Annotated in this window: 16 protein-coding genes; 7 read left to right on the top strand and 9 right to left on the bottom strand. The window is 70.1% G+C overall.

Going from position 1 to position 19,116, the window contains the following annotated elements; all coding sequences use genetic code 11:
• Positions 1-101: 101 nt before the first annotated feature.
• From KF892_16405 to KF892_16390, 4 genes are read left to right on the top strand one after another with little or no spacing between them, the layout of a single operon-like run.
• Positions 102-1,523 carry an efflux transporter outer membrane subunit gene (locus KF892_16405; GenBank protein ID MBX3626604.1) on the top strand — a complete coding sequence of 474 codons (1,422 nt, stop codon included), beginning with the start codon at positions 102-104 and terminating at the stop codon, positions 1,521-1,523.
• Positions 1,520-2,836: an efflux RND transporter periplasmic adaptor subunit gene (locus KF892_16400; protein ID MBX3626603.1), complete on the top strand. Its 1,317-nt coding sequence runs from the start codon at positions 1,520-1,522 to the stop codon at positions 2,834-2,836. The genes KF892_16405 and KF892_16400 overlap by 4 nt, the downstream gene beginning before the upstream one ends.
• The gene (locus KF892_16395) at positions 2,833-3,567 is read left to right on the top strand and encodes an ABC transporter ATP-binding protein (protein MBX3626602.1); all 735 of its coding nucleotides are present in this window, start codon (positions 2,833-2,835) and stop codon (positions 3,565-3,567) included. Before KF892_16400 ends, KF892_16395 begins: the two co-directional genes overlap by 4 nt.
• Positions 3,567-4,772 (top strand): ABC transporter permease, encoded by a 1,206-nt coding sequence (locus KF892_16390; protein ID MBX3626601.1) that lies wholly within the window; start codon positions 3,567-3,569, stop codon positions 4,770-4,772. The genes KF892_16395 and KF892_16390 overlap by 1 nt, the downstream gene beginning before the upstream one ends.
• Before the next feature lie 41 nt (positions 4,773-4,813).
• Here KF892_16390 and KF892_16385 read toward each other — a convergent pair whose 3' ends face one another.
• The 7 genes from KF892_16385 to KF892_16355 all read right to left on the bottom strand — a co-directional run bounded on the left by KF892_16385 (position 4,814) and on the right by KF892_16355 (position 11,528).
• Positions 4,814-6,469, bottom strand: a complete 1,656-nt coding sequence (locus KF892_16385; protein MBX3626600.1) for a hypothetical protein — start codon at positions 6,467-6,469, stop codon at positions 4,814-4,816.
• A gap of 196 nt (positions 6,470-6,665) precedes the next feature.
• On the bottom strand, positions 6,666-6,947 hold the full coding sequence (locus tag KF892_16380) for a DUF427 domain-containing protein (GenBank protein MBX3626599.1): 282 nt from the start codon (positions 6,945-6,947) through the stop codon (positions 6,666-6,668).
• Between the two features lie 49 nt (positions 6,948-6,996).
• Positions 6,997-7,998, bottom strand: coding sequence for a hypothetical protein (locus KF892_16375; protein MBX3626598.1), 1,002 nt, complete (start codon positions 7,996-7,998; stop codon positions 6,997-6,999).
• Between the two features lie 12 nt (positions 7,999-8,010).
• Positions 8,011-9,102, bottom strand: coding sequence for a toxic anion resistance protein (locus tag KF892_16370; protein MBX3626597.1), 1,092 nt, complete (start codon positions 9,100-9,102; stop codon positions 8,011-8,013).
• 20 nt (positions 9,103-9,122) lie between these two features.
• On the bottom strand, positions 9,123-9,821 hold the full coding sequence (locus KF892_16365) for a hypothetical protein (GenBank protein MBX3626596.1): 699 nt from the start codon (positions 9,819-9,821) through the stop codon (positions 9,123-9,125).
• A gap of 1 nt (position 9,822) precedes the next feature.
• On the bottom strand, positions 9,823-10,422 hold the full coding sequence (locus KF892_16360; GenBank protein ID MBX3626595.1) for a hypothetical protein: 600 nt from the start codon (positions 10,420-10,422) through the stop codon (positions 9,823-9,825).
• 137 nt (positions 10,423-10,559) lie between these two features.
• Positions 10,560-11,528 (bottom strand): WYL domain-containing protein, encoded by a 969-nt coding sequence (locus KF892_16355; GenBank protein MBX3626594.1) that lies wholly within the window; start codon positions 11,526-11,528, stop codon positions 10,560-10,562.
• A gap of 146 nt (positions 11,529-11,674) precedes the next feature.
• On the opposite strand from KF892_16355, the gene KF892_16350 reads away from it, so the two are divergent.
• The 3 genes from KF892_16350 (at position 11,675) to KF892_16340 (ending at position 17,400) form a co-directional block, all read left to right on the top strand.
• On the top strand, positions 11,675-12,787 hold the full coding sequence (locus KF892_16350) for a hypothetical protein (protein ID MBX3626593.1): 1,113 nt from the start codon (positions 11,675-11,677) through the stop codon (positions 12,785-12,787).
• Between the two features lie 283 nt (positions 12,788-13,070).
• On the top strand, positions 13,071-14,258 hold the full coding sequence (locus KF892_16345) for an efflux RND transporter periplasmic adaptor subunit (protein ID MBX3626592.1): 1,188 nt from the start codon (positions 13,071-13,073) through the stop codon (positions 14,256-14,258).
• A gap of 22 nt (positions 14,259-14,280) precedes the next feature.
• Complete coding sequence (locus KF892_16340; GenBank protein MBX3626591.1) at positions 14,281-17,400, top strand: efflux RND transporter permease subunit; 3,120 nt, start codon at positions 14,281-14,283, stop codon at positions 17,398-17,400.
• Between the two features lie 103 nt (positions 17,401-17,503).
• Here the strand turns inward: KF892_16340 and KF892_16335 are convergent, their stop codons facing one another.
• Both KF892_16335 and KF892_16330 read right to left on the bottom strand, forming a co-directional pair.
• A complete protein-coding gene (locus tag KF892_16335; protein MBX3626590.1) occupies positions 17,504-18,028 on the bottom strand; it encodes a LapA family protein in 525 nt (174 codons plus the stop codon).
• A gap of 94 nt (positions 18,029-18,122) precedes the next feature.
• Complete coding sequence (locus KF892_16330; GenBank protein ID MBX3626589.1) at positions 18,123-19,091, bottom strand: LysR family transcriptional regulator; 969 nt, start codon at positions 19,089-19,091, stop codon at positions 18,123-18,125.
• Between the last annotated feature and the right edge of the window lie 25 nt (positions 19,092-19,116).

The following is a 19,116-nucleotide window of genomic DNA, read 5'->3' as shown; positions in this document are numbered from 1 at the left end:
CGCAAGCAAGCAAGCAAGCAAGCCCACAAAAGACCCCCATCTTTACAAAGCCTTGACGCAGGCGAAGCGCGCCCGTCACACCTGCGCGCAACATTGGTGTCATGGCTCCACGTTCCTCATCCCGCCTTCACCTCGGGGCACTCGCCGCCGTGGCCGGGGCCCTCGCCCTGAGCGGCTGTGCGTCGCTCACTGCCAGGCAGCAAGCCCTGCCAGCGGTGGCCGTGCCGGCGCAATGGTCGGCCAGTGCCCCCATGCCCAGCAGCCCCAACACCCTCGCCAACTGGTGGCAGCGTTACGACGACCCACAGCTGACTGCGCTCGTCACGCAAGCGCTCCAAGCCAACACCACCGTGCGCAGCGCGCAGGCGGCGCTCGCCCAGGCGCGGGCGCTGCGCGACGTGCAAGACGCCAACCTCGGGCCCAGCCTCGGCGCCTCGGCCAGCGTCCAGCACAGCAAGACGGGCGATGCGCCCGCCGGCAGCCGCTACCAGGCCGGCTTCGACGCCAGCTGGGAGCCCGATGTCTTCGGCGGCAAGCGCGCCGGCCTGTCGGCGGCCGAAGCCGAAGCGCAGGCCAGCCAGGCGAGCCTCGGTGACACGCAGGTCTCGGTCGCCGCCGAAGTGGCGGTGAGCTACGTGCAGCTGCGCGGCTTGCAGACCCGGCTCGACATCGCCCGCCGCAACCTCGCCGCCCAGCAGGAGACGCTGCAGATCACCGACTGGCGCGTGCAGGCCGGCCTCGCCACCTCGCTCGAACTCGCGCAGGCCCGCACCGCCACCGAGCAGACACGCGCACAGATCCCCTCGCTCGAAACCAGCGTCGCGCAGACCGAGCATGCGCTGGCCGTGCTGACCGGCCAGCCGCCGACCGCCCTGCATGACCGGCTCGCCCCCACGGCGCCCGTGCCCATGCCCCCCGGCGAACTCGCCCTCAGCATCCCCGCGCAGACGCTGCGCCAGCGCCCCGATGTGCGCGTCGCCGAGCAGCAGATCTCGGCCGCGCTCGCGCGCGTCTCGCAGGCCGATGCAGCGCGTTACCCGAGCTTCAACCTGAGTGGCTCGGTCGGCCTGTCGGCGCTCGCGCTCAGCGGGCTCACCGGCGGCAGCTCGGTGGTGAGCGCGCTGCTCGGCAGTGTGTCGGTGCCGCTCTTCGATGGCGGCGCGGCCAAGGCCCAGGTGCGCTCGCAGGAAGCCGCGCTCGAGAAGGCACGCGTCAACTACCAGGCCGTGGTGCTCAACGCGCTGCAGGAAGTGGAAGACGCCCTCGTCGCCCTGCGCGGCAACCGCGAGCGCCTGCAGCGCCTGCAAAGCGCGAGCGAGTCGGCGCAACAAGCGGCGCTGCTCGCCAACCAGCGCTACAGCAGCGGCTTGGTCGATTTCCAGACCGTGCTCGAGACGCAGCGCTCGCTGCTCAGCACGCAAGACAGCCTGGCCAGCACCCAGGCCGAACTCAGCGCCGACCACGTGCGTCTCTACAAGGCGCTGGGAGGCGGCTGGTCAATGAACGAAAGCCCACGGTCATGAGTCGCAGTCCCCACGCCAACCCTGAAGAGCTGCACGCCTTGCTCGACCAAGCCCCGCCCCGTCCCTGGTGGCGCCAGCCGCGCACCTGGCTCATCGCCGCAGCGCTCGCGCTCGTGGCCGGCGGCGTCGTCTGGTGGCAGTCGCAGCGAGAGGCCAACGCCGCGCCCACCTTCGCCACCCAGCCCGTCACCCGCGGCACCCTGCGCCTGCAGGTCACCGCCAACGGCACCCTGCAACCCACCCGCTCCGTCAACATCGGCAGCGAGCTCTCGGGCACGGTGGCGCGCGTGCTGGTCGACGTGAACGACCGCGTCAAGAAAGGCCAGGTCCTGGTGGAGCTCGACACCGCCAAGCTGTCGGATCAGATCCTGCGCTCGCGCGCCACGCTGGCCTCGGCCCGTGCGCGGGTGGCGCAGGCGAGCGCCACGCTGAAGGAAGCGCAGGGCAACCTCGCGCGCCTCGAAGAGGTGGCGCGCCTCTCGGGCGGCAAGGTGCCCTCGAAGGCCGAGCTCGACACCGGCCGCGCCACCGTCGAGCGCGCCCAGGCCGACGAAGCCAGCGCCCGCGCCACCGTGGCCGATGCGCAGGCCGCGCTCTCCACCGACGAGACCAACCTCAAGAAGGCTTCGATCCGCTCGCCCACCGACGGCGTGGTGCTCACCCGCAACGTCGACCCCGGCAACGCGGTGGCCGCCTCGCTGCAGGCCGTGACGCTCTTCACCATCGCCGAAGACCTGGCGAAGCTGCGCCTGCAGGTCAATGTCGACGAGGCCGACGTGGGTGCGGTGCAGGTCGGCCAGAAGGCCAACTTCACCGTCAGCGCCTACCCCGGCCGCCGCTACCCGGCGACGATCACCCGCGTGGCCTACGGCTCGACCATCACCGAGAACGTCGTCACCTACGTCACCTACCTCGACGTCGACAACGCCGACCTGTCGCTTCGCCCCGGCATGACGGCCACCGCCACCATCACCGCCACCGAGCGGCAGAACGTGCTGCTGGTGCCGAACACCGCCTTGCGCTTCACGCCCTCGCAACCCGGCCAGAAGGCGCAGGGCGCGGGCGGCGGCAGCGGCATCGTCGGCAGCCTGATGCCGCGCATGCCGCGCGGCAGCAGCCAGCGCCGCGGTGGCAATGGCGACGCGGCCGGGCCGTCCGCCGGCCAAAAGCAGCTCTGGGTGCTGCAAGACGGCAAGCCCGTGCCACTGCGCGTGACGACCGGCATCACCGACGGCCGCATGACCGAGGTGAGCGGCGAGGGCGTGCAGGAAGGCCTGCCCGTCATCACCGAACAACGCGCGACCGCGAAATGAGCGACACCCCGCTGATCAGGCTGCGCGGCGTCAAACGCCTCTACGGCGAAGGCGAGGCCGCGCTGTGGGCGCTCAAGGGTGTCGACCTCGACATCCAGGCCGGCGAGTTCGTCGCCGTGATGGGTCCGAGTGGCTCGGGCAAGTCGACCGCGATGAATGCGCTGGGGCTGCTCGACCGGCCGACCGAAGGCGAGTACCTCTTCAAGGGCACGCACGTCGAGCACCTGAGCCGCGACCAGCGGGCGCTGCTGCGCCGCAAGTACTTCGGCTTCGTGTTCCAGGGCTTCCACCTGCTGCCGCGCACCACCGCGCTCGAGAACGTGGAGCTGCCGCTGCTCTACCGCGGCGTGCCCACCAAGGAACGGCACGCACTCGCGATGCAGGCGCTCGACTCGGTGGGCCTCACCGGCCGCGAGACGCACACGCCGGGCGAACTCTCGGGCGGCCAGCAGCAGCGGGTGGCCATCGCCCGCGCCATCGTCACCAACCCGACGGTGCTGCTCGCCGACGAACCCACCGGCAACCTCGACACCCAGCGCAGCCACGAGATCATGGAGCTGCTGCGCCACCTCAACACCGACCGCGGCATCACCATCCTGATGGTGACGCACGAGGCCGACATGGCCGCCTACGCGCGGCGCATCGTGCGCTTCGTCGACGGCCGCATCGAGAGCGACGTGCCCAACGTGCAGCCGGGCGTGCCCGCCCCACACGCCGAGGAGCCCGCCTGATGTGGCTCAGCTCGCTGCTGCTCGCGCTGCGCTCGATCCGGCGCAACCTGCTGCGCTCCTTCCTCACCATCCTCGGCATCGTGATCGGGGTGAGCGCCGTCATCACCATGGTCACGCTCGGCAACGGCGCGACGCTGGCGGTACAGAACCAGATCTCGAGCCTCGGCACCAACCTGCTCATGGTGCGCCCCGGCCAGCGCCTGGGCCCGGGCGGCGGCGGCGGTGCGCCGTCCTTCAAGGAAGCCGACGCGCAGGCGGTGGCCACGCAGATCGGCGGCATCCGCGCGGTGGCGCCCGAGGCGCGCACCAACACCACCGTGGTGGCCAACGGCAAGAACTGGACGACCCTCATCACCGGCAGCACCAACGAGTGGTTCGACGTCAGCAACTGGACGCTCGCCAACGGCCGCCGCTTCGCCGACGAAGAGCTGCAGGCCGGCGCCGCGGTGTGCGTGATCGGCCAGACGGTCAAGCGCGAACTCTTCGGCGGGCGCGACGCGCTCGGCCAGATGGTGCGCGTGAAGCAGTTCTCGTGCACCGTGATCGGCGAGATGGCCTCCAAGGGCCAGGCCGCGATGGGCAACGACCAGGACGACGTGGTCGTGGTGCCGCTGCGCACGCTGCAGCGCCGCGTCACGGGCAACCAGCGCGTCAACACCCTGCTCGTGTCGATGCAGGACGGCGCCGACGCCGACAGCGTGAAGGCAAGCCTCGGCACCCTGCTGCGCGAGCGCCGCAAGCTGAGCGAGGCCGACGACGACAACTTCAACGTGCTCGACACCAAGCAGCTCGCCGACACGCTCTCGGGCACCACGCAGGTGATGACCACCCTGCTCGGCGCGGTGGCCGCGGTGAGCCTCTTGGTGGGCGGCATCGGCATCATGAACATCATGCTGGTGAGCGTGACCGAGCGCACCCGCGAGATCGGCCTGCGCCTGGCCATCGGCGCGCTGGAGCGCGAGGTGCTGCTGCAGTTCCTCATCGAGGCGGTGTCGCTCGCGGCACTCGGCGGGCTGGTGGGCATCGCGCTCGCGACCGTCGCCTCCATCGTGCTGGCGCAGGTGATGTCGGTGCCCTATGTGTTCGACGCCGGCATCAACCTGCTCGCCTTCGTGTTCTCGGCCGCCATCGGCGTGGTCTTCGGCTACGTGCCGGCGCGCCGTGCGGCGCAGCTCGACCCGATCGACGCGCTGCGGCACGAATGAAAAAAGGCCCGCCGAAGCGGGCCTTTTGCGGGCGCGGCAGATTACTGCTGGTTGACCGACAGGAAGAACGCGCCACCACCCAGCGTGGGCATCGAGAGGGCCGTGAGGCCCATGCCGCGAACCACCAGGCCGTTGAAGCCCCGCACCGTCACCGTGCCGCCGCCAGGGAGCGACGCGACGGTTTCGGGGCGGGTGACCCAGCCTGCGCGCGGGCTGTTGGCCGTGAGCGTCTCGCTGTGGCCGGTGCTCGCGCTCACGCGCGTCCAGCTGGTGGCATCGGACGCGGTGGTCGTGTAGTCGGTCCACTGGAAGGCCGTGTTCGACTGCAGGTCGGGGCCCATCCAGGCGCCCCACGAGGACAGGCGCGCGCCCAGGGCCACCGGGCCGGTGGCGCGCTGCGGGGTCCACAGGGCGAAGCCGCCGGTGTGCATCAGCTCGACCAACATGAGGTCGCCGTTGCCCGAGCGGTAGGCGAAGAAGCGCTCCGTCCAGCCGGTGGTGTCGGTCAAGGTGAAGCCGCCGGCGGCGTTCACCGAGAAGGTGACCGGCGGGTGCGCCGCGAGCACCTGGCAGGTGACGACGTCGGCGCAATAGCTGGTGGCGGTGATGCCGCCCGCAGCCGACACGTTGGCCGCCAGCGAGTCGGTGCTGAAGCCGTTGGTGTCCTCGTCGACGCCCAGCGATTGCCAGCTGCCCGCGAGATCGGCCAGTGCATGGGCCTGCTCCGGGAAGGCCACGCCGAGGCGCATCACGCCGTCTTCCTGGCTGCGCAGCACCACCACGCCGGCCGGAGACACCGCGAACTGGCCGTTGGCGGTGGTGAAGAGGCAGTTGCCAGCGGCCGCGGGCGCGAAGGTGCCGGTGTCGCCATCGGCATTGAGGATGGTGCCCGCCACCGCGTCGACCCGAATGATCTCGGTCGAGAACTGGCCGGCGATCGTGCCCTGCTTGGGAATGACCAGTCGGTAGGCGCCGCTGCGCAGCGCGTTGCAGCTGGGTGCCGCCGGCTGCAGCAGCGACTGGGGCGGCAAGGACGGCGTGTTGACGGTCTGCACCGTGTTGGCCGGCGAGCCGCGCAGCACCGCATCGGTCAGCGCGGCGAGCGTGAGGCCGCGGGCCGTCATGCGCTGCGCCAGCGCGTCCAGGGCCTGGTCGTAGGCATTGCCGGCGTTCGCGCCGTTGGCCGCCACCAGCGTGGCCGTCATCAGGTTGCCGAAGGCGGAGAAGTCGACACCGCCGCTCCTGAGCGTGTTGACGACACTGGCATGGGCGGCGTCGACACGCGCGGCGGTCAGGCCATCGGCCACGGTGTCGTTGAAGCTGCCGTAGTAGCCGGCCGGCGAGACGCCTGCCAGGTGCGCGACGACCAGCTGGCTCACTGGCGTGATGTGGGCGGTGTTGCTGCCGCGGGCGAGCGAGTGCAGCACGGTGGCGCCCGAGGTGGCGCGCAGCACGCAGGGCAGGCTGCCGCTGGTGAACGGGATGCTGTAGCTGCCGTTGGCGCTGGCAGTGGCCGTGCCGGTGAAGCCGCCGCGGCACCGTGCTTCGACGGTGGCACCGGCCAGCGCGCGACCCACGGCGGCCACGCCGTTCAGCGTCGCAGGCGCCGGAGCCGGTGCATCGGAGCCGCCGCCTCCACACGCCGCCAACGTGGCGACCGCCGCCACGGACAGCATCAGCGATGCAAGACGAGACATGAATTCCCTCCCTCTTTGGATGATGTTGAAGTCAACTGAAAAACCGGTGCGGAGCTTGCCTGCAGCCACTTGCAGGAAGCCTCGCCCCGAAGGGGGGAGTGATCAGTTCTGGGGCCCCTCATTCATGTGACACGCAGGCGACACCGGCCAGGCGTTCAGCCCATGTCGCGGCAAGCCGTCGTCCGACGCGCGGCGGTCACTCCTCGACCTTCACACCCTTCCAGAACGCCACGCGCCCCTTGATCTGCGCCGCGGCCTCGCTCGGCTCGGGGTAGTACCAGACCGCATCGGGGTTCATCTCGCCATTGACGAACAGGCTGTAGTAGTGCGCCTGCCCTTTCCACGCACAGCTCGTGCGGTGGTTGCTGAAGCTCACGTACTCGCGCTTGAGGCTGCTCTCGGGGAAGTAGTGGTTGCCTTCGACGACCACGGTGTCGTCGCTCTCGGCCAGGGTCACGCCGTTCCAGATGGCTTTCATGCACGGTCTCCTCAGGGTGAAGCCGGCAAGCGTACCGCGGCGGGCCCGCTCAGCGCACCACAGGGTTCTCGGCCTGAAACTCGAGGGGCGGCAGCGTGGCCGGCGCAGCGGCCTCGAGGGCGGCGGGCGAGCCGGGCGGTGGTGGCGCCGCCTGGTAGTAGTCGAAGCGCACCACCCACTGCTCGGCCTGCCGCAGGTTGCGCCGCGCGCGGCGCCAGGTCACGAGCACGCCCACGGCGGCCAGGCCTGCGATCGAGAGCGTGGGCACGAGCCAGAGCAGCTGCTGGCGCGCATGGGCCAGGCGTGCGAGGTTGTCGCGCAGGTAGGTGCGCGCATAAGGCGTCACGTCGTTGCCGAAGGCGGCCAGCTCCAGGGCCCGCATCACTTGGGCGGAGGCATGGCTGCCCTCCCATTCAGGCACGCCGTGCGGCACGCGCCGCGCGCCCACGTAGCCAGAGCGCACCGCCTCGTCACCCCAGCGCTTCAGCCAATCACCGTATTCGGCGCGCAGCTGTTCCTTGTCGCCCGCCAGGAGCAGCGCCTGCGCACCGATGTAGTGGGCATACGGCATCTGCGGGCGCGCCTTGGCCCGGGCCGACAGCTCGCGGTAGGCACCGGCCTTGGCCAGACGCTCGATGTCGCGGTTGGCCCGCTGGTCGCCGGAGGTGGCCCACTGCGCCAGCAGCACCAGGGCGATGGTTCCGGCGCCGCACCAGAGCACCACGTAGCGCCGGGTGCCTTCGGTGTAGCGGTAGGCCGCGACGATCACCATGAACATGATCGCCCCCAGCACCGCGAGTGCGCGCTCCGTGGCGCTCAGGTCGCGGTCCATCGTGCCGCTGGCGTTCAGGGTCGGCACCGGGATGTCGACGCTGGAGACCACCGGGTGCAGCGGGTCGCTCGCGATCAGCGAAACATGGTCCGCCACCAGCCACCCGAGCCCCGCACACAGCGCCAGCCCGCCGATCACGCCCCAGCGCAGCCAGCCGACGCGCCGCGCCAGCCGGCCCAGCGCCCGGTCGACGTCGAAGTGATCGTCGGGCCCGCTCATCGCCGTCCGCGCTCAGCGCTTCTCTTGGGCCAGCTTCTGCAGCTGCGTGCGCATCTGGCCGATCTGGCCGGCCACCTGCTGGCGCGCCTGCACACCGTCCTGCTGCACCTGCAAAACGTCTTGCACCGTCTTGAGCAGCGTGTCTTGCACCTGCTGCAGCGTCTCGACGTCGATCACCAGGCGCTGGTTCGACTTGGCCGCCTCCACCGAGTTGGTGTGCAGCAGCTCGGCATTGCGCTTGAGCATGGCGTTGGTGGCCTCGTCGATGCGCTGGCCCAGCTGCCCGGCGTTGCGCTGCTCGTTGAGCGAGAGCGCGAGCATGAACTGGCGCTTCCACGTCGGGATGGTCAGCTGGCGGATGGTCTTGAACTTGTCGATCTGCAGCCGGCTGTTGGCCTGGATCATGCGGATGGCCGGCAGCGTCTGCAGGGCCGACTGCTGCATCACGCGCAGGTCGGCGATGCGCTTTTCCAGCACCTGCAGCGACTCCTTGCGCGAGGCGCGCAGCTCGGCTTCGAGCGGGCTCGCCGGCGGCAACGCCGCCTGGGCCGAAGCCTGCTTCAGGCACAGGTCGCCGGCCGCGATGTGCGCGCCGAGCGCCTTGTATTCGGCCGCGACCTCCTGGTACATCTGGTCGAGCGAGCCCAGGCGCGTGGTGAGCGTGGCCTGCAGCGTCTCGATCTCGTTCGTGAGGCCGTCGATCTGGCTGCTGGCGCTGGAGAACTCGTCGACGAGCTTGTCTTTCGCGAGCGTGAGCTTGTCGATCAGCCCGCCGATGATCGGGATGCGCGAGCGCCTCTCCAGCCCCTGCAGGTTGACCGAGCGCGCCGCGGCGAGCACCTTGGTGAGCACCTTGCCCGACTCGTCGAGGTCGGAGCTGCGCGCCTGCGCCAGCAGGGCGTCGGCCGAGGCCGCCGCGGCATCGGTGGCCTCGCCGCCGAAGGCGAAGAGCGTGGCCGGGTCGTCGAGGTTGAGGCTGCGCGCGAGCTCGGCAATGCGCGGCAGGTCGTCTGGCGCGAGGCCCAGCGCCTGCAGCTCGGTGGCCGGGATCGTGGCCACGGCGCCGCCGGCGGAAGACGGGTCGGTGAGGGAAGAAGAAGTCATGTCAGCTCCTGTCGTTCGTCCTAGGCCTCGGCCTGTTGGAGATCGGTGCGCAGCCGGGTGCTGAGCGCCTCGTAGGTCTTCACGGCCGCCTGCCAGTGTGCGGCCTTGAGCGCGCGGCCCTGGATCACGGCGGTGAGCTGGTCCAGCCAGAGCGGGATCAGCTTGTGCTTGATGTCGCCGAAGCGGGCGAGCACGGTGTCGTGCTTGGCCTGCAGCAGCTTGAACTGCTGCGCGGTGAGCTGGGCCGAGACCAGCACCAGCTGCGCGTTGTGCAGCTGCAGCGCGCGGGCTTCGCGGTGCTCGGGCGGGTCATCTCGCAACAGCCGCTCTTCGATGCGGATGCGCTCGGCCAGGCCCTGCACGAAGTCGCGGTGCTCGCGCACCATCGACTGCCATTGCGCATGCCAGTCGAGCTGGCGATCGGCGCAGGCCTGGGCGGCGGCCATCAGGTGCGCGATCTCGCGGTCGGCGAGGCGGAAGCGCACTTCGTTGAGCACACGCTCGCCGGTCACGCGCCGCCACCAGCCGAGCGGCTGCAGCATGCGGCTGAAGTCGCTGCGCTCCAGCGCGTCGAGCAGCTCGCGCATCGCGTGTGTCAGGCGCTGCAGCGGGTTCGATTTCAGCAGCGTGTCGGTGCGGCCTTCGTGCCAGCGGTGCGAGCGTTGCTCGATCCACTGCGCCAGCAGGTTCGGCGCGCCGCCGGGAGTGCTCGGCGTCATCTCAGCGCCGGAAGAAGAACCACCACAAGCCCAGCATCACGAGGCCCAGCAGCGGCATGGAGATGAACCAGTCCCAGGCGGAGGTTTCCACCGGCACGGTCATCACCTCGAGCTGCATGCGCGCGAGCGTGAAGCCGCTCAGCTTCTCGAGCACGGGGGCGAGGTGCATCTTCTTCGGGTCTTCGGTGCGGAAGCGATTCGTGTCGCAGCTGTAGGTCGCCGGGCCGGGGGTGGCTTCGGCCTTCTCCACCTTGCAGCGCACGAGCCCGGGGCCCTTGCCGCTCGGCGTCTCGCTCTCCAGCTGGCCGAAGACGCGGATCTCGACCGGGCCGGCCCGCGTGACCTCGCCGGTGAAGGTCCAGCGCAGCAGGTGCGCGCCGCCTTCGGGTTTGACCTCGAAGGGGCCGGCGTACCAGTCGCTCAGGGTGGGCGAGCCCTTGGCCGCCGCGGCGGCCATGTTCGCCACGTCCTTGGTGGGGGCCTCGAAGCTGGCCACGACGGTGGCTTCGGCCTTGCGTTTGCCGCAGCCCGACAAGCCCGCCAGCAGGCCGACGGACAACAGCACGACGAACACCGCACGCAGCGATGGGCGCATGAACATGATGAAAACCTCCCTGATGATGGTCGCCAGCCGCCATCTACCGGGCAGCTTGACCGGCCCATTGTTGCCGAAGGGCACACGTTCGGGTTCCGCGTTATCGCGCAACCCGCCTGGGGAAAACGTGAAATCCCTCGCGCTCAGGCGTATTGGTTCACGGCCTGCTGCAGCCGCTGCGCGATGCGGGCGGCGAAGGCCTTGTCGCCGGTCACCACCACCGAATCGCCGTGGCGCAGCACGTCCATCGTGAGCTCGGTCGGATCGCTGTAGGGCACGCGCAGCTCGTAGCGGCCGTCGGCCAGCCAGCGGCCCTGCTGCTCGGGGTGCCACTCCTCCACGGCCACCCATTGCGCGGCGTCGGCGTTGAAGACGAGCGTCGCCCACTTCACCTTGGTGCCGGCGCCGCTGTAGATGCCGTAGCCGGCGTCGAGTTCGGCTTCGAGTTCCTTCAGCGGCACCTGGCGCGCTTTCGTCTCGTCGACCTTGGCTTCGCGGATGGCGTCGAGCGCGAAGCGGCGCAGGCCCTCGCTCGCATGGCACCAGGCGTCGAGGTACCAGGTGTTGCGGTAGTTCACCAGGCGCTGCGGCGAGACCTGGCGTTCGCTCTGGCTGCGGTCACTGCGCTTGAAGTAGCGCAGCCACACGCGCTTCCGTTGCACCAGTGCGCTGCCGAGCAGCTCGAAGTGCTGGCTGGGCGCACGCCGGCGCGCGGTGGAGATGAGCTTCACGCGCCGCATCAGCTCGCGCGACTCGCCTTCGTCGCCGCCGAGCATGCCCTGCAGCTTGTCGATCAGCGGCTGCAGGTGCCGCGACAGCACGCCGTCGTCGTCCAGGCCCGACATCAGCTGGTGCATGGTGAGCAGCGCGGTGATCTCCTTTTCGTTGAACCAGATGCCCGGCAGCTCGTGCTGCGAGTCCTGCTCGAACCGGTAGCCGTTGTCGAAACGGTCGTAGACGATGGGCGCATCGAGCCGGTCACGCAGGTATTGCAGGTCGCGCTTGAGCGTGGCGGGCGAGACGTCGAGCTCTTCCCGCAGCTCCGCGAAGCTCACGCAGCCGCGATGGCGCAGCAATCGTTCGATCTTGTAGAAGCGTTCAGTCCGGTCCATGCGTTCCCGTATCCCAAGCCACAGGCTCACCCGATGAGCCACTGGCCGAGAGGATATCCCGTGATGCAAGAGCGCCACAGTGCCCACTGGCTCATTTGATGAGCTACCCGCTGGCCACACTGGCGTCACCGCAACGGAGAACGCCCATGACCACCGAACTCAAGTCCCCCGCCAAGATCGATCAAGTCAGCTTCGAGCTGCACAACGCGAGCACCACCCTCACCACGCACGAGCAGATCGGCTTCGAGCTGGGCTGGGACTACGCCCACCACGCCGTCACGCCGCCCGCGCCTTACGCCCAGGAGCCCTCGCCGCTGCGCAACGGCTGGCTCGCCGGCCAGGCCACCTTCGGCCGCCGCACGCTCGAGCCCACCCGCCACGTGCGCAAGTGGCTGCAGCTGCGCCTGAACGCCTGGCTGCGCGGCCGCAGCGTCGAGCTGGTGCAGGTCACGCCGCACTACCTGCAGCAGATCGACGTGACGCACTGCCCCATCACCCGCGTGGCGCTCAGCAGCGCCACGATGGAAGGCAGCGATGCCTCCATCGACCGGGTGCGCAGCGACGCCGGCTACGCCGCCGGCAACCTGGCCATCATCAGCACCAAGGCCAACCACGGCAAAGCCGCGCACGGCTTCCGCGATGCGCAGCGTTTCGCCAAGCTGATCGAAGACGGCCAGCTCGGCGGCATCGGCGGGCTCAATGCCGCGCAATGGTCGCGCGTGGCCACGCTGTGCAGCTTCGTCGAGCCGCTCGCGCACGCCGAGGCCTGCACGCTGCCGCTCTTGGTGCTGCCGCCCAATCGGCTGCGCCTCTTCAACCCCGCGCAAGCGCTGCAGGCCTTCATCAGCCAGCAACTGCTGGTGGCGGGCTGGAGCCACCGCATCGCCCGCATCGAAGACCTGCTGCCCGGCAAGGCCGCGCGCCGCGCCTTCCAGACCTTCTTCCACGCGCTGCTGCCGCGCGTGCTCGAAGCCAAGGGCGCCGAAGGCGTGGCCGCCCGCTGGGCCATCGAAGACGCGTGGCGCAACCCGCTCACGCTGCAGCGCTGGACGGCCTTCGCCAGCCTGCTCACCGCCGAGCAGTGCGAGAGCGTGGTCGCCCGCGCCAGCGCGCGAAAACTGGGCACGACCCACGTCCAGCAGGTGAACGACGAGGCCGCCACCGACGGCTGGAACCTGGAAAGCCGCGGTTATGTGCCGCACGCCGTGCTGCGCCAGCGCTCGGCCCAGCCGCCGCGCCAGATGTCCCTGCTGCACTGAACCCTGCCGCAGGCGCTTTAAGAAAACATGAAGGTGCCCGACCCTGGCGCGTGGACGCGCGCCAGGGCTTGGGCGCGTCCAGGTTTACCATCACCGGCTCACGCCGCGCAGCGTCGGCCGCGCCACCCGCACCGACGCGCGTTCCTGTTCGAACCGCAGTACCCATCAGCCTGCATGTCCGCAGGCGCGGCATTGACGTGCGCTCCTGACACCTCGTTGTCAGCTGGGGCGTGTCAGCATCGCGCCCCGCTTCCTGCCGGCGACGCTTTGCCTCGACACCATCATGACCCTGCGCCCCAAGACCGTCCTGCTGCCCGCCCTGGCCCTCGTGCTCGCTGCCCTCTACGGGCTGGGCGTGCGCGCCGCCGACGATTCCAAGAAAGACGCCAAGGACACAAAAGCCCCCGCTGCGGCCCCGACCAAGGCCGCGCTCACCGTCACGGTGACGCAGGCACAGACCACCCGGCTGCCGATGAAGATCAGCGCCAACGGCAACATCGCCGCCTGGCAGGAAGCCAGCGTGGGCACCGAAGCCAACGGCCTGCGCCTGGCCGAGGTGCGCGCCAACGTGGGCGACGTGGTGAAGAAAGGCCAGGTGCTGGCCGTTTTCGCAAGCGACACCGTGCAGGCCGACCTGCTGCAGGCCAAGGCCGCGGTGGCCGAAGCCGAGGCGATGCTCGGCGAAGCCGCCGCCAACGCCCAGCGCGCCCGCGAGCTGGGCCCGGCCGGCGCCTTGTCGGGCCAGCAGATCAACAACTACCTGACCGCCGAGCGCACCGCCCAGGCGCGCCTGGAAGCCGCCAAGGCCTCGTACAAGGTCGCGCAGATCCGGGTCACGCATGCGCAGGTCGTCGCGCCCGACAACGGCATCATCTCGGCCCGCAGCGCAACGGTGGGCGCCGTGCTGCCGGCCGGGCAGGAGCTCTTCCGCCTGATCCGCCAGGGCCGCCTGGAGTGGCGCGCCGAAGTGCCGGCGGCCGACCTCGCGCGCCTCAAGCCCGGCATGGTGGCCAGCGTGGTCGCCACCAACACCGCTGCGCCGGTCAGCGGCAAGGTGCGCACCGTCGCGCCGACGGTGGACGCGCAGACGCGCAACGGCATCGTCTACGTCGACCTCGCCTCGGCGCCCGAGGTGAAGGCCGGCATGTACGCGCGCGGCGAGTTCGACATCGGCCAGAGCGAGGCGCTCACCCTGCCGCAAGGCGCGGTGGTGCTGCGCGACGGCTTCAACTACGTGCTCAAGGTGGGCCCCGACTCGAAGGTCACGCAGCTCAAGGTCGGCGTGGGCCGGCGTGTGGGCGAGCGGGTCGAGATCACGAGCGGCCTCGACCCACTGGCCAAGGTGGTCGCCGCCGGCGGCGGCTTCCTGGCCGAAGGCGACGTGGTGCGGGTGGTCGAGGCGCCGGTGGCCGCCGCCACCCCCACCGCCCCGAGCGCGGCGGTGAAGCCGGTCGCCGCACCCAAGAAGTGAGCGTGAGACAAGGACCCGCCCCATGATCAACGTCTCGTCCTGGTCGATCCGCAACCCGACGCCGGCCATCCTTCTCTTCATCATGCTGACCCTGGCCGGCCTGCTCGGCTTCCGGGCGATGAAGATCCAGAACTTCCCCGACATCGACCTGCCCATGGTCACGGTGACGGCCTCGCTGCCCGGCGCCTCGCCGGCGCAGATGGAGACCGAGGTCGCGCGCAAGATCGAGAACTCGCTCGCGACCGTGCAGGGCCTGAAGCACATCTACACCACGCTGCAGGACGGCACCGCCATCCTCACCGCCGAATTCCGCCTCGAGAAGCCCACGCAGGAGGCCGTCGACGAAGTGCGAGACGCCGTCTCTCGCGTGCGCTCCGACCTGCCGGCCGACCTGCGTGACCCGGTGATCCAGAAGGTCAACCTCGCCGGCACGCCCATCCTCACCTACACCGTCGCCAGCACGCGCATGGACGACGAGGCCCTGTCGTGGTTCATCGACAACCAGGTCTCGAAGACCATGCTCGCCGTCAACGGCGTGGGCGCCGTCACCCGCGTGGGCGGTGTCTCGCGCGAGGTGCGCGTCGAGCTCGACCCGGGGCGCATGCTCGCGCTCAACATCACCGCCGCCGACGTCTCGCGCCAGCTGCGCCAGATCCAGCAGGAAGCCTCGGGCGGCCGCGCCGACCTGGGCGGCGCGGAACAGTCGGTGCGCACGCTCGCCACCGTGCAGACGGCGCAGGAGCTGGGCGCGATGGAGGTCACGCTCAGCGATGGCCGCCACGTGCGGCTCGACGCCATCGCCAAGGTGAGCGACACCGTGGCCGAGCGGCGCCAGGCGGCGCTGCTCAACGGCAAGCCGGTGGTCAGCTTCGAGATCGTGCGTTCGCGCGGCGCCAGCGAGATCGACGTCACCAACGGCGTGCGCGCCGCACTCGACAAGCTCAAGGCCGAGCACCCCGACATCACCATCACCGAGGCCTTCAACTTCGTCGACCCGGTGGTCGAGAACTACGACGGCTCGATGAAGCTGCTGTACGAAGGTGCAGCCCTCGCCGTGCTGGTGGTGTTCCTTTTCCTGCGCGACGGGCGCGCCACCATCGTCTCGGCGGTGGCGCTGCCGTTGTCGGCCATCCCCACCTTCGCGGTGATGCACGCAATGGGCTTCACCATCAACGTGGTCACGCTGCTCAGCCTCTCGCTGGTGGTGGGGGTGCTGGTCGACGACGCCATCGTCGAGATCGAAAACATCATGCGCCACCTGCGCGAGGGCAAGACGCCCTTCCAGGCGGCGATGGAAGCGGCCGACGAGATCGGCCTGGCGGTGATCGCCACCACCTTCACGCTGATCGCGGTGTTCCTGCCCACGGCCTTCATGGGCGGCGTGCCGGGCAAGTTCTTCGTGCAGTTCGGTTGGACGGCGGCCATCGCGGTGTTCTTCTCGCTGGTGGTCGCCCGCATGCTGACGCCGATGATGGCGGCCTACATCCTGCGCAAGCCCAAGCGCGAGCACGCCGATGCCAAGTGGCTCACGGTCTACATGGGCTGGGTCAGCTGGTGCCTGAAGCACCGCCTGCTCACGCTCTTGGGCGCGGCGGTGTTCTTCGTCGGGTCGTTCGCGCTGGTGCCCTTCCTGCCGACCGGCTTCATCCCGCCCGATGATCTTTCGCAGACCCAGGTGACCGTGACGCTGCCGCCCGGCAGCACCTTCAAGGACACCTACGCCCTCGCCGAGCAGGCGCGCGAGATCGTGCAGCAGAACCCGCAGATCAAGATGGTCTACACCGCCATCGGCGGGGGCAGCGCGGGGGCCGACCCGTTCGCGCCGCAAGGGGCGGCCGAGGTGCGCAAAGCGGTGCTGACGATCAACATGACGCACCGCAACGACCGCAAGGGCGTCAGCAAGCAGGACGTCGAAGCGCAGCTGCGCACCGCGCTCGAAGTGCTGCCCGGTGCGCGCGTGAAGGTGGGCCTCGGCGCGTCGAGCGAGAAGTACGTGCTGGTGCTCGCCGGTGAAGACGGCCGTGTGCTGGCCCAGCATGCGGCGGTGGTCGAGCGCGAGCTGCGCACCATCCCCGGCATCGGCGCGGTCACGTCGACTGCGAGCCTGGTGCGGCCCGAGCTGGTGGTGCGGCCCGACTTCGCGCGCGCGGCCGACCTGGGCGTCACGTCTGCCGCGATCGCCGACACGCTGCGCATCGCGACCGCCGGCGACTACGACCAGGGCCTCGCGAAGATGAACCTCTCCGAGCGCCAGGTGCCGGTGGTGGTGAAGCTGTCGGACGCCGGCCGCCAAGACATCGAGGTGCTCTCGCGCCTGCCGGTGCCCGGCGCGCGCGGGCCGGTGCCGCTGTCGAACGTGGCCACCATCGAGCTGGCCAGCGGCCCCGCGGAGATCGCACGTTTCGACCGCCGCCGCAACGTCAACTTCGAGATCGAGCTGAACCAGCAGCCGCTCGGCGAAGTGCAGGAGCAGGCGCTCAACCTGCCCAGCATGAAGAACCTGCCCTCGGGCGTGACGCACACCGAGGTGGGCGACGCCGAGGCGATGGGCGAGCTGGTGTCGGGCTTCCTGCTGGCGATGGCCACCGGCGTGCTGTGCATCTACATCGTGCTGGTGCTGCTCTTCAAGGACTTCGTGCAGCCGGCCACCATCCTGGTGGCGCTGGTGCTGTCGATCCCGGGCGCCTTCCTCGCGCTCTTCGTCACCCACACGGCGTTCTCGATGCCGTCGATGATCGGCCTGATCATGCTGATGGGCATCGCGACGAAGAACTCGATCCTGCTGATCGACTACGTGGTGCTGGCGCGGCGCGAGCATGGCCTCGACCGCTGGGACGCCATCCTCGACGCCTGCCACAAGCGGGCGCGTCCGATCGTGATGACCACCATCGCGATGGGCGCCGGCATGATGCCCATCGCCATTGGCCTGGGCGTGGACCCGAGCTTCCGCTCACCGATGGCCATCGTGGTGATCGGCGGGCTGATCACCTCGACCTTCCTCAGCCTGCTCGTGATCCCGGTGGTGTTCACCTTCGTCGACGACCTGGAGCAGTGGGTGGCGAAGCACACCAAGCGGCACCACCATCACGCCGAGCACCCGCCGGCGGGCACGCCGACGCTGGTGGCCGACGAAGGGAAATGACCACCCCTCGGCCGTGAATACACGGCCGATCCCCCGAGGGGATGCGGGCCGCCCTTCGGTACCTCAGGACAGGACTTGGGAGCGGCCCGGCGCTCGGCCCGCCTCAGCGGCGCAGCGGCGGCGTCGTGTCGCCGCGCGAGGTGATCTCGGGCGGCGGCAGGTCGCCGCGCTCCAGTCGGTCTTCGAACTCGCCCAGGCTCGCGGCCACCGAGTTCGCGTTGTGCTCCAGCGCCAGGCGCAGCGCGCCTTCGAGGTGGGTCAGGCGCGACAGCAGCTCTTCATGGCCGCGGTGGGCCGAGGCCACCGAACGCTGCAGCTCCTCGCCCACGTAGCTGCGCAGCTCCACGAAGCGCGAGGCCTCGGCCTTGTCGGCCAGCTCGCGCTGGGCCTGCAGCTCGCGGTTGAGGCGGCGCGCTTCCATTAGCGTCGAGGCCTGCATCGAGATGGCCCACAGCGTGAAGAGCAGGGTGAGGAACACCACCAGCCCCAGCATGATCAGGCCGAGCGGGGCCTGCACGTCGACGAAGAGCAGCGACAGCGTGGTGGGGGTGGTGAACGCGGTCCAGTTCAGCAACGCGAACAGGCCGATCACGACCACCACGGCAAACAGGGCGAGGGCGCGGATCATGGGGGTCTCCTTCCAACGAATCTGCCGCACAGCGTAGGGGCCCGGCCGCGCCGGGGCTGTAGGACGGGCCCGAATCCCGCTGCGGGACGTGGGCTTACGTCGCCAGCTCGGTGCGGCGCCCCGCCTCGCGCAGGCCGGCATGGCGCACCTGCGCCGCCTGGCAGGCCGGGCCGGTGAACTCGGCCTGCAGGGCGTCGAGGAACACCCGCGTGCGCGCCGGCATCAGCCGCCGCCCGGGAAACACCGCCCAGGCCGGCGCGCTCGGCGGGTACCAGTCCACCAGCAGCGGCATCAGCTCGCCATTGCGCACATGGCCCTCGGCGAAATGGTCCGACACCATCGCGATGCCCGCACCCGCCAGCGCCATGCGGATCAAGAGCTCCGGCGAATTGGCCCGCGCCCGGGCCGGCGGGATGCCCTCCCAGCGCTGGCCTTCGCGCTCCAGCGTCCAGGGCTTGGGCTCACCGTGGCGCGACAGGATCTGCAGCGTGTCGTGCTCCATCAGCGCCTCGGGCTCCGAGGGCGTGCCGCGCCGCTGCAGGTAGGCCGGCGAGGCGTACAGGCCCTGCGACAGGTCGGCCAGCAGCCGCGCGGCGAGCGTCGCGTCGTCGGCCAGCTCGCCCATGCGGATGGCCAGGTCGAAGTTCTCGCCGATCAGGTCGACACGACGCGGCGAGAGGTCCACTTCCAGCGAGATCGCCGGGTAGCGCGCCACGAAGGCCGCCAGCACCTCGCTCAGCACCCCGGTCGCGAAATCGCCCGGCATCGAGACGCGCAGCCGGCCGCTCGGCTCCACCTGCCGGTGCTGGGCCAGCGCGGCGGCGGCCTCGGCCTCGTCGGCCACCTGCCGGGCGTGGGCCAAGAGGCTGTGGCCGAGGTCGGTGAGGTTGAGTTTGCGGGTGGTGCGCAGAAGCAGGCGCTCACCCAATTGAGTTTCGAGCGCCGCCACCCGGCGCGACACGGTCGACTTCGGCAGGCCCAGGCGCTCGCCCGCGCGGCTGAAGCTGCCCTCTTCCACCACCCGCGCAAAAAGCAGCAGGTCGTTGGGTTCGATCATGTTCATGGGGACCTCATCGTTCAGCATCGTT

The sequence above is a fragment of the Rhizobacter sp. genome (assembly GCA_019635355.1).
Lineage (GTDB): Bacteria > Pseudomonadota > Gammaproteobacteria > Burkholderiales > Burkholderiaceae_C > Rhizobacter.
This window is presented reverse-complemented; position numbering and strand designations above follow the sequence as displayed.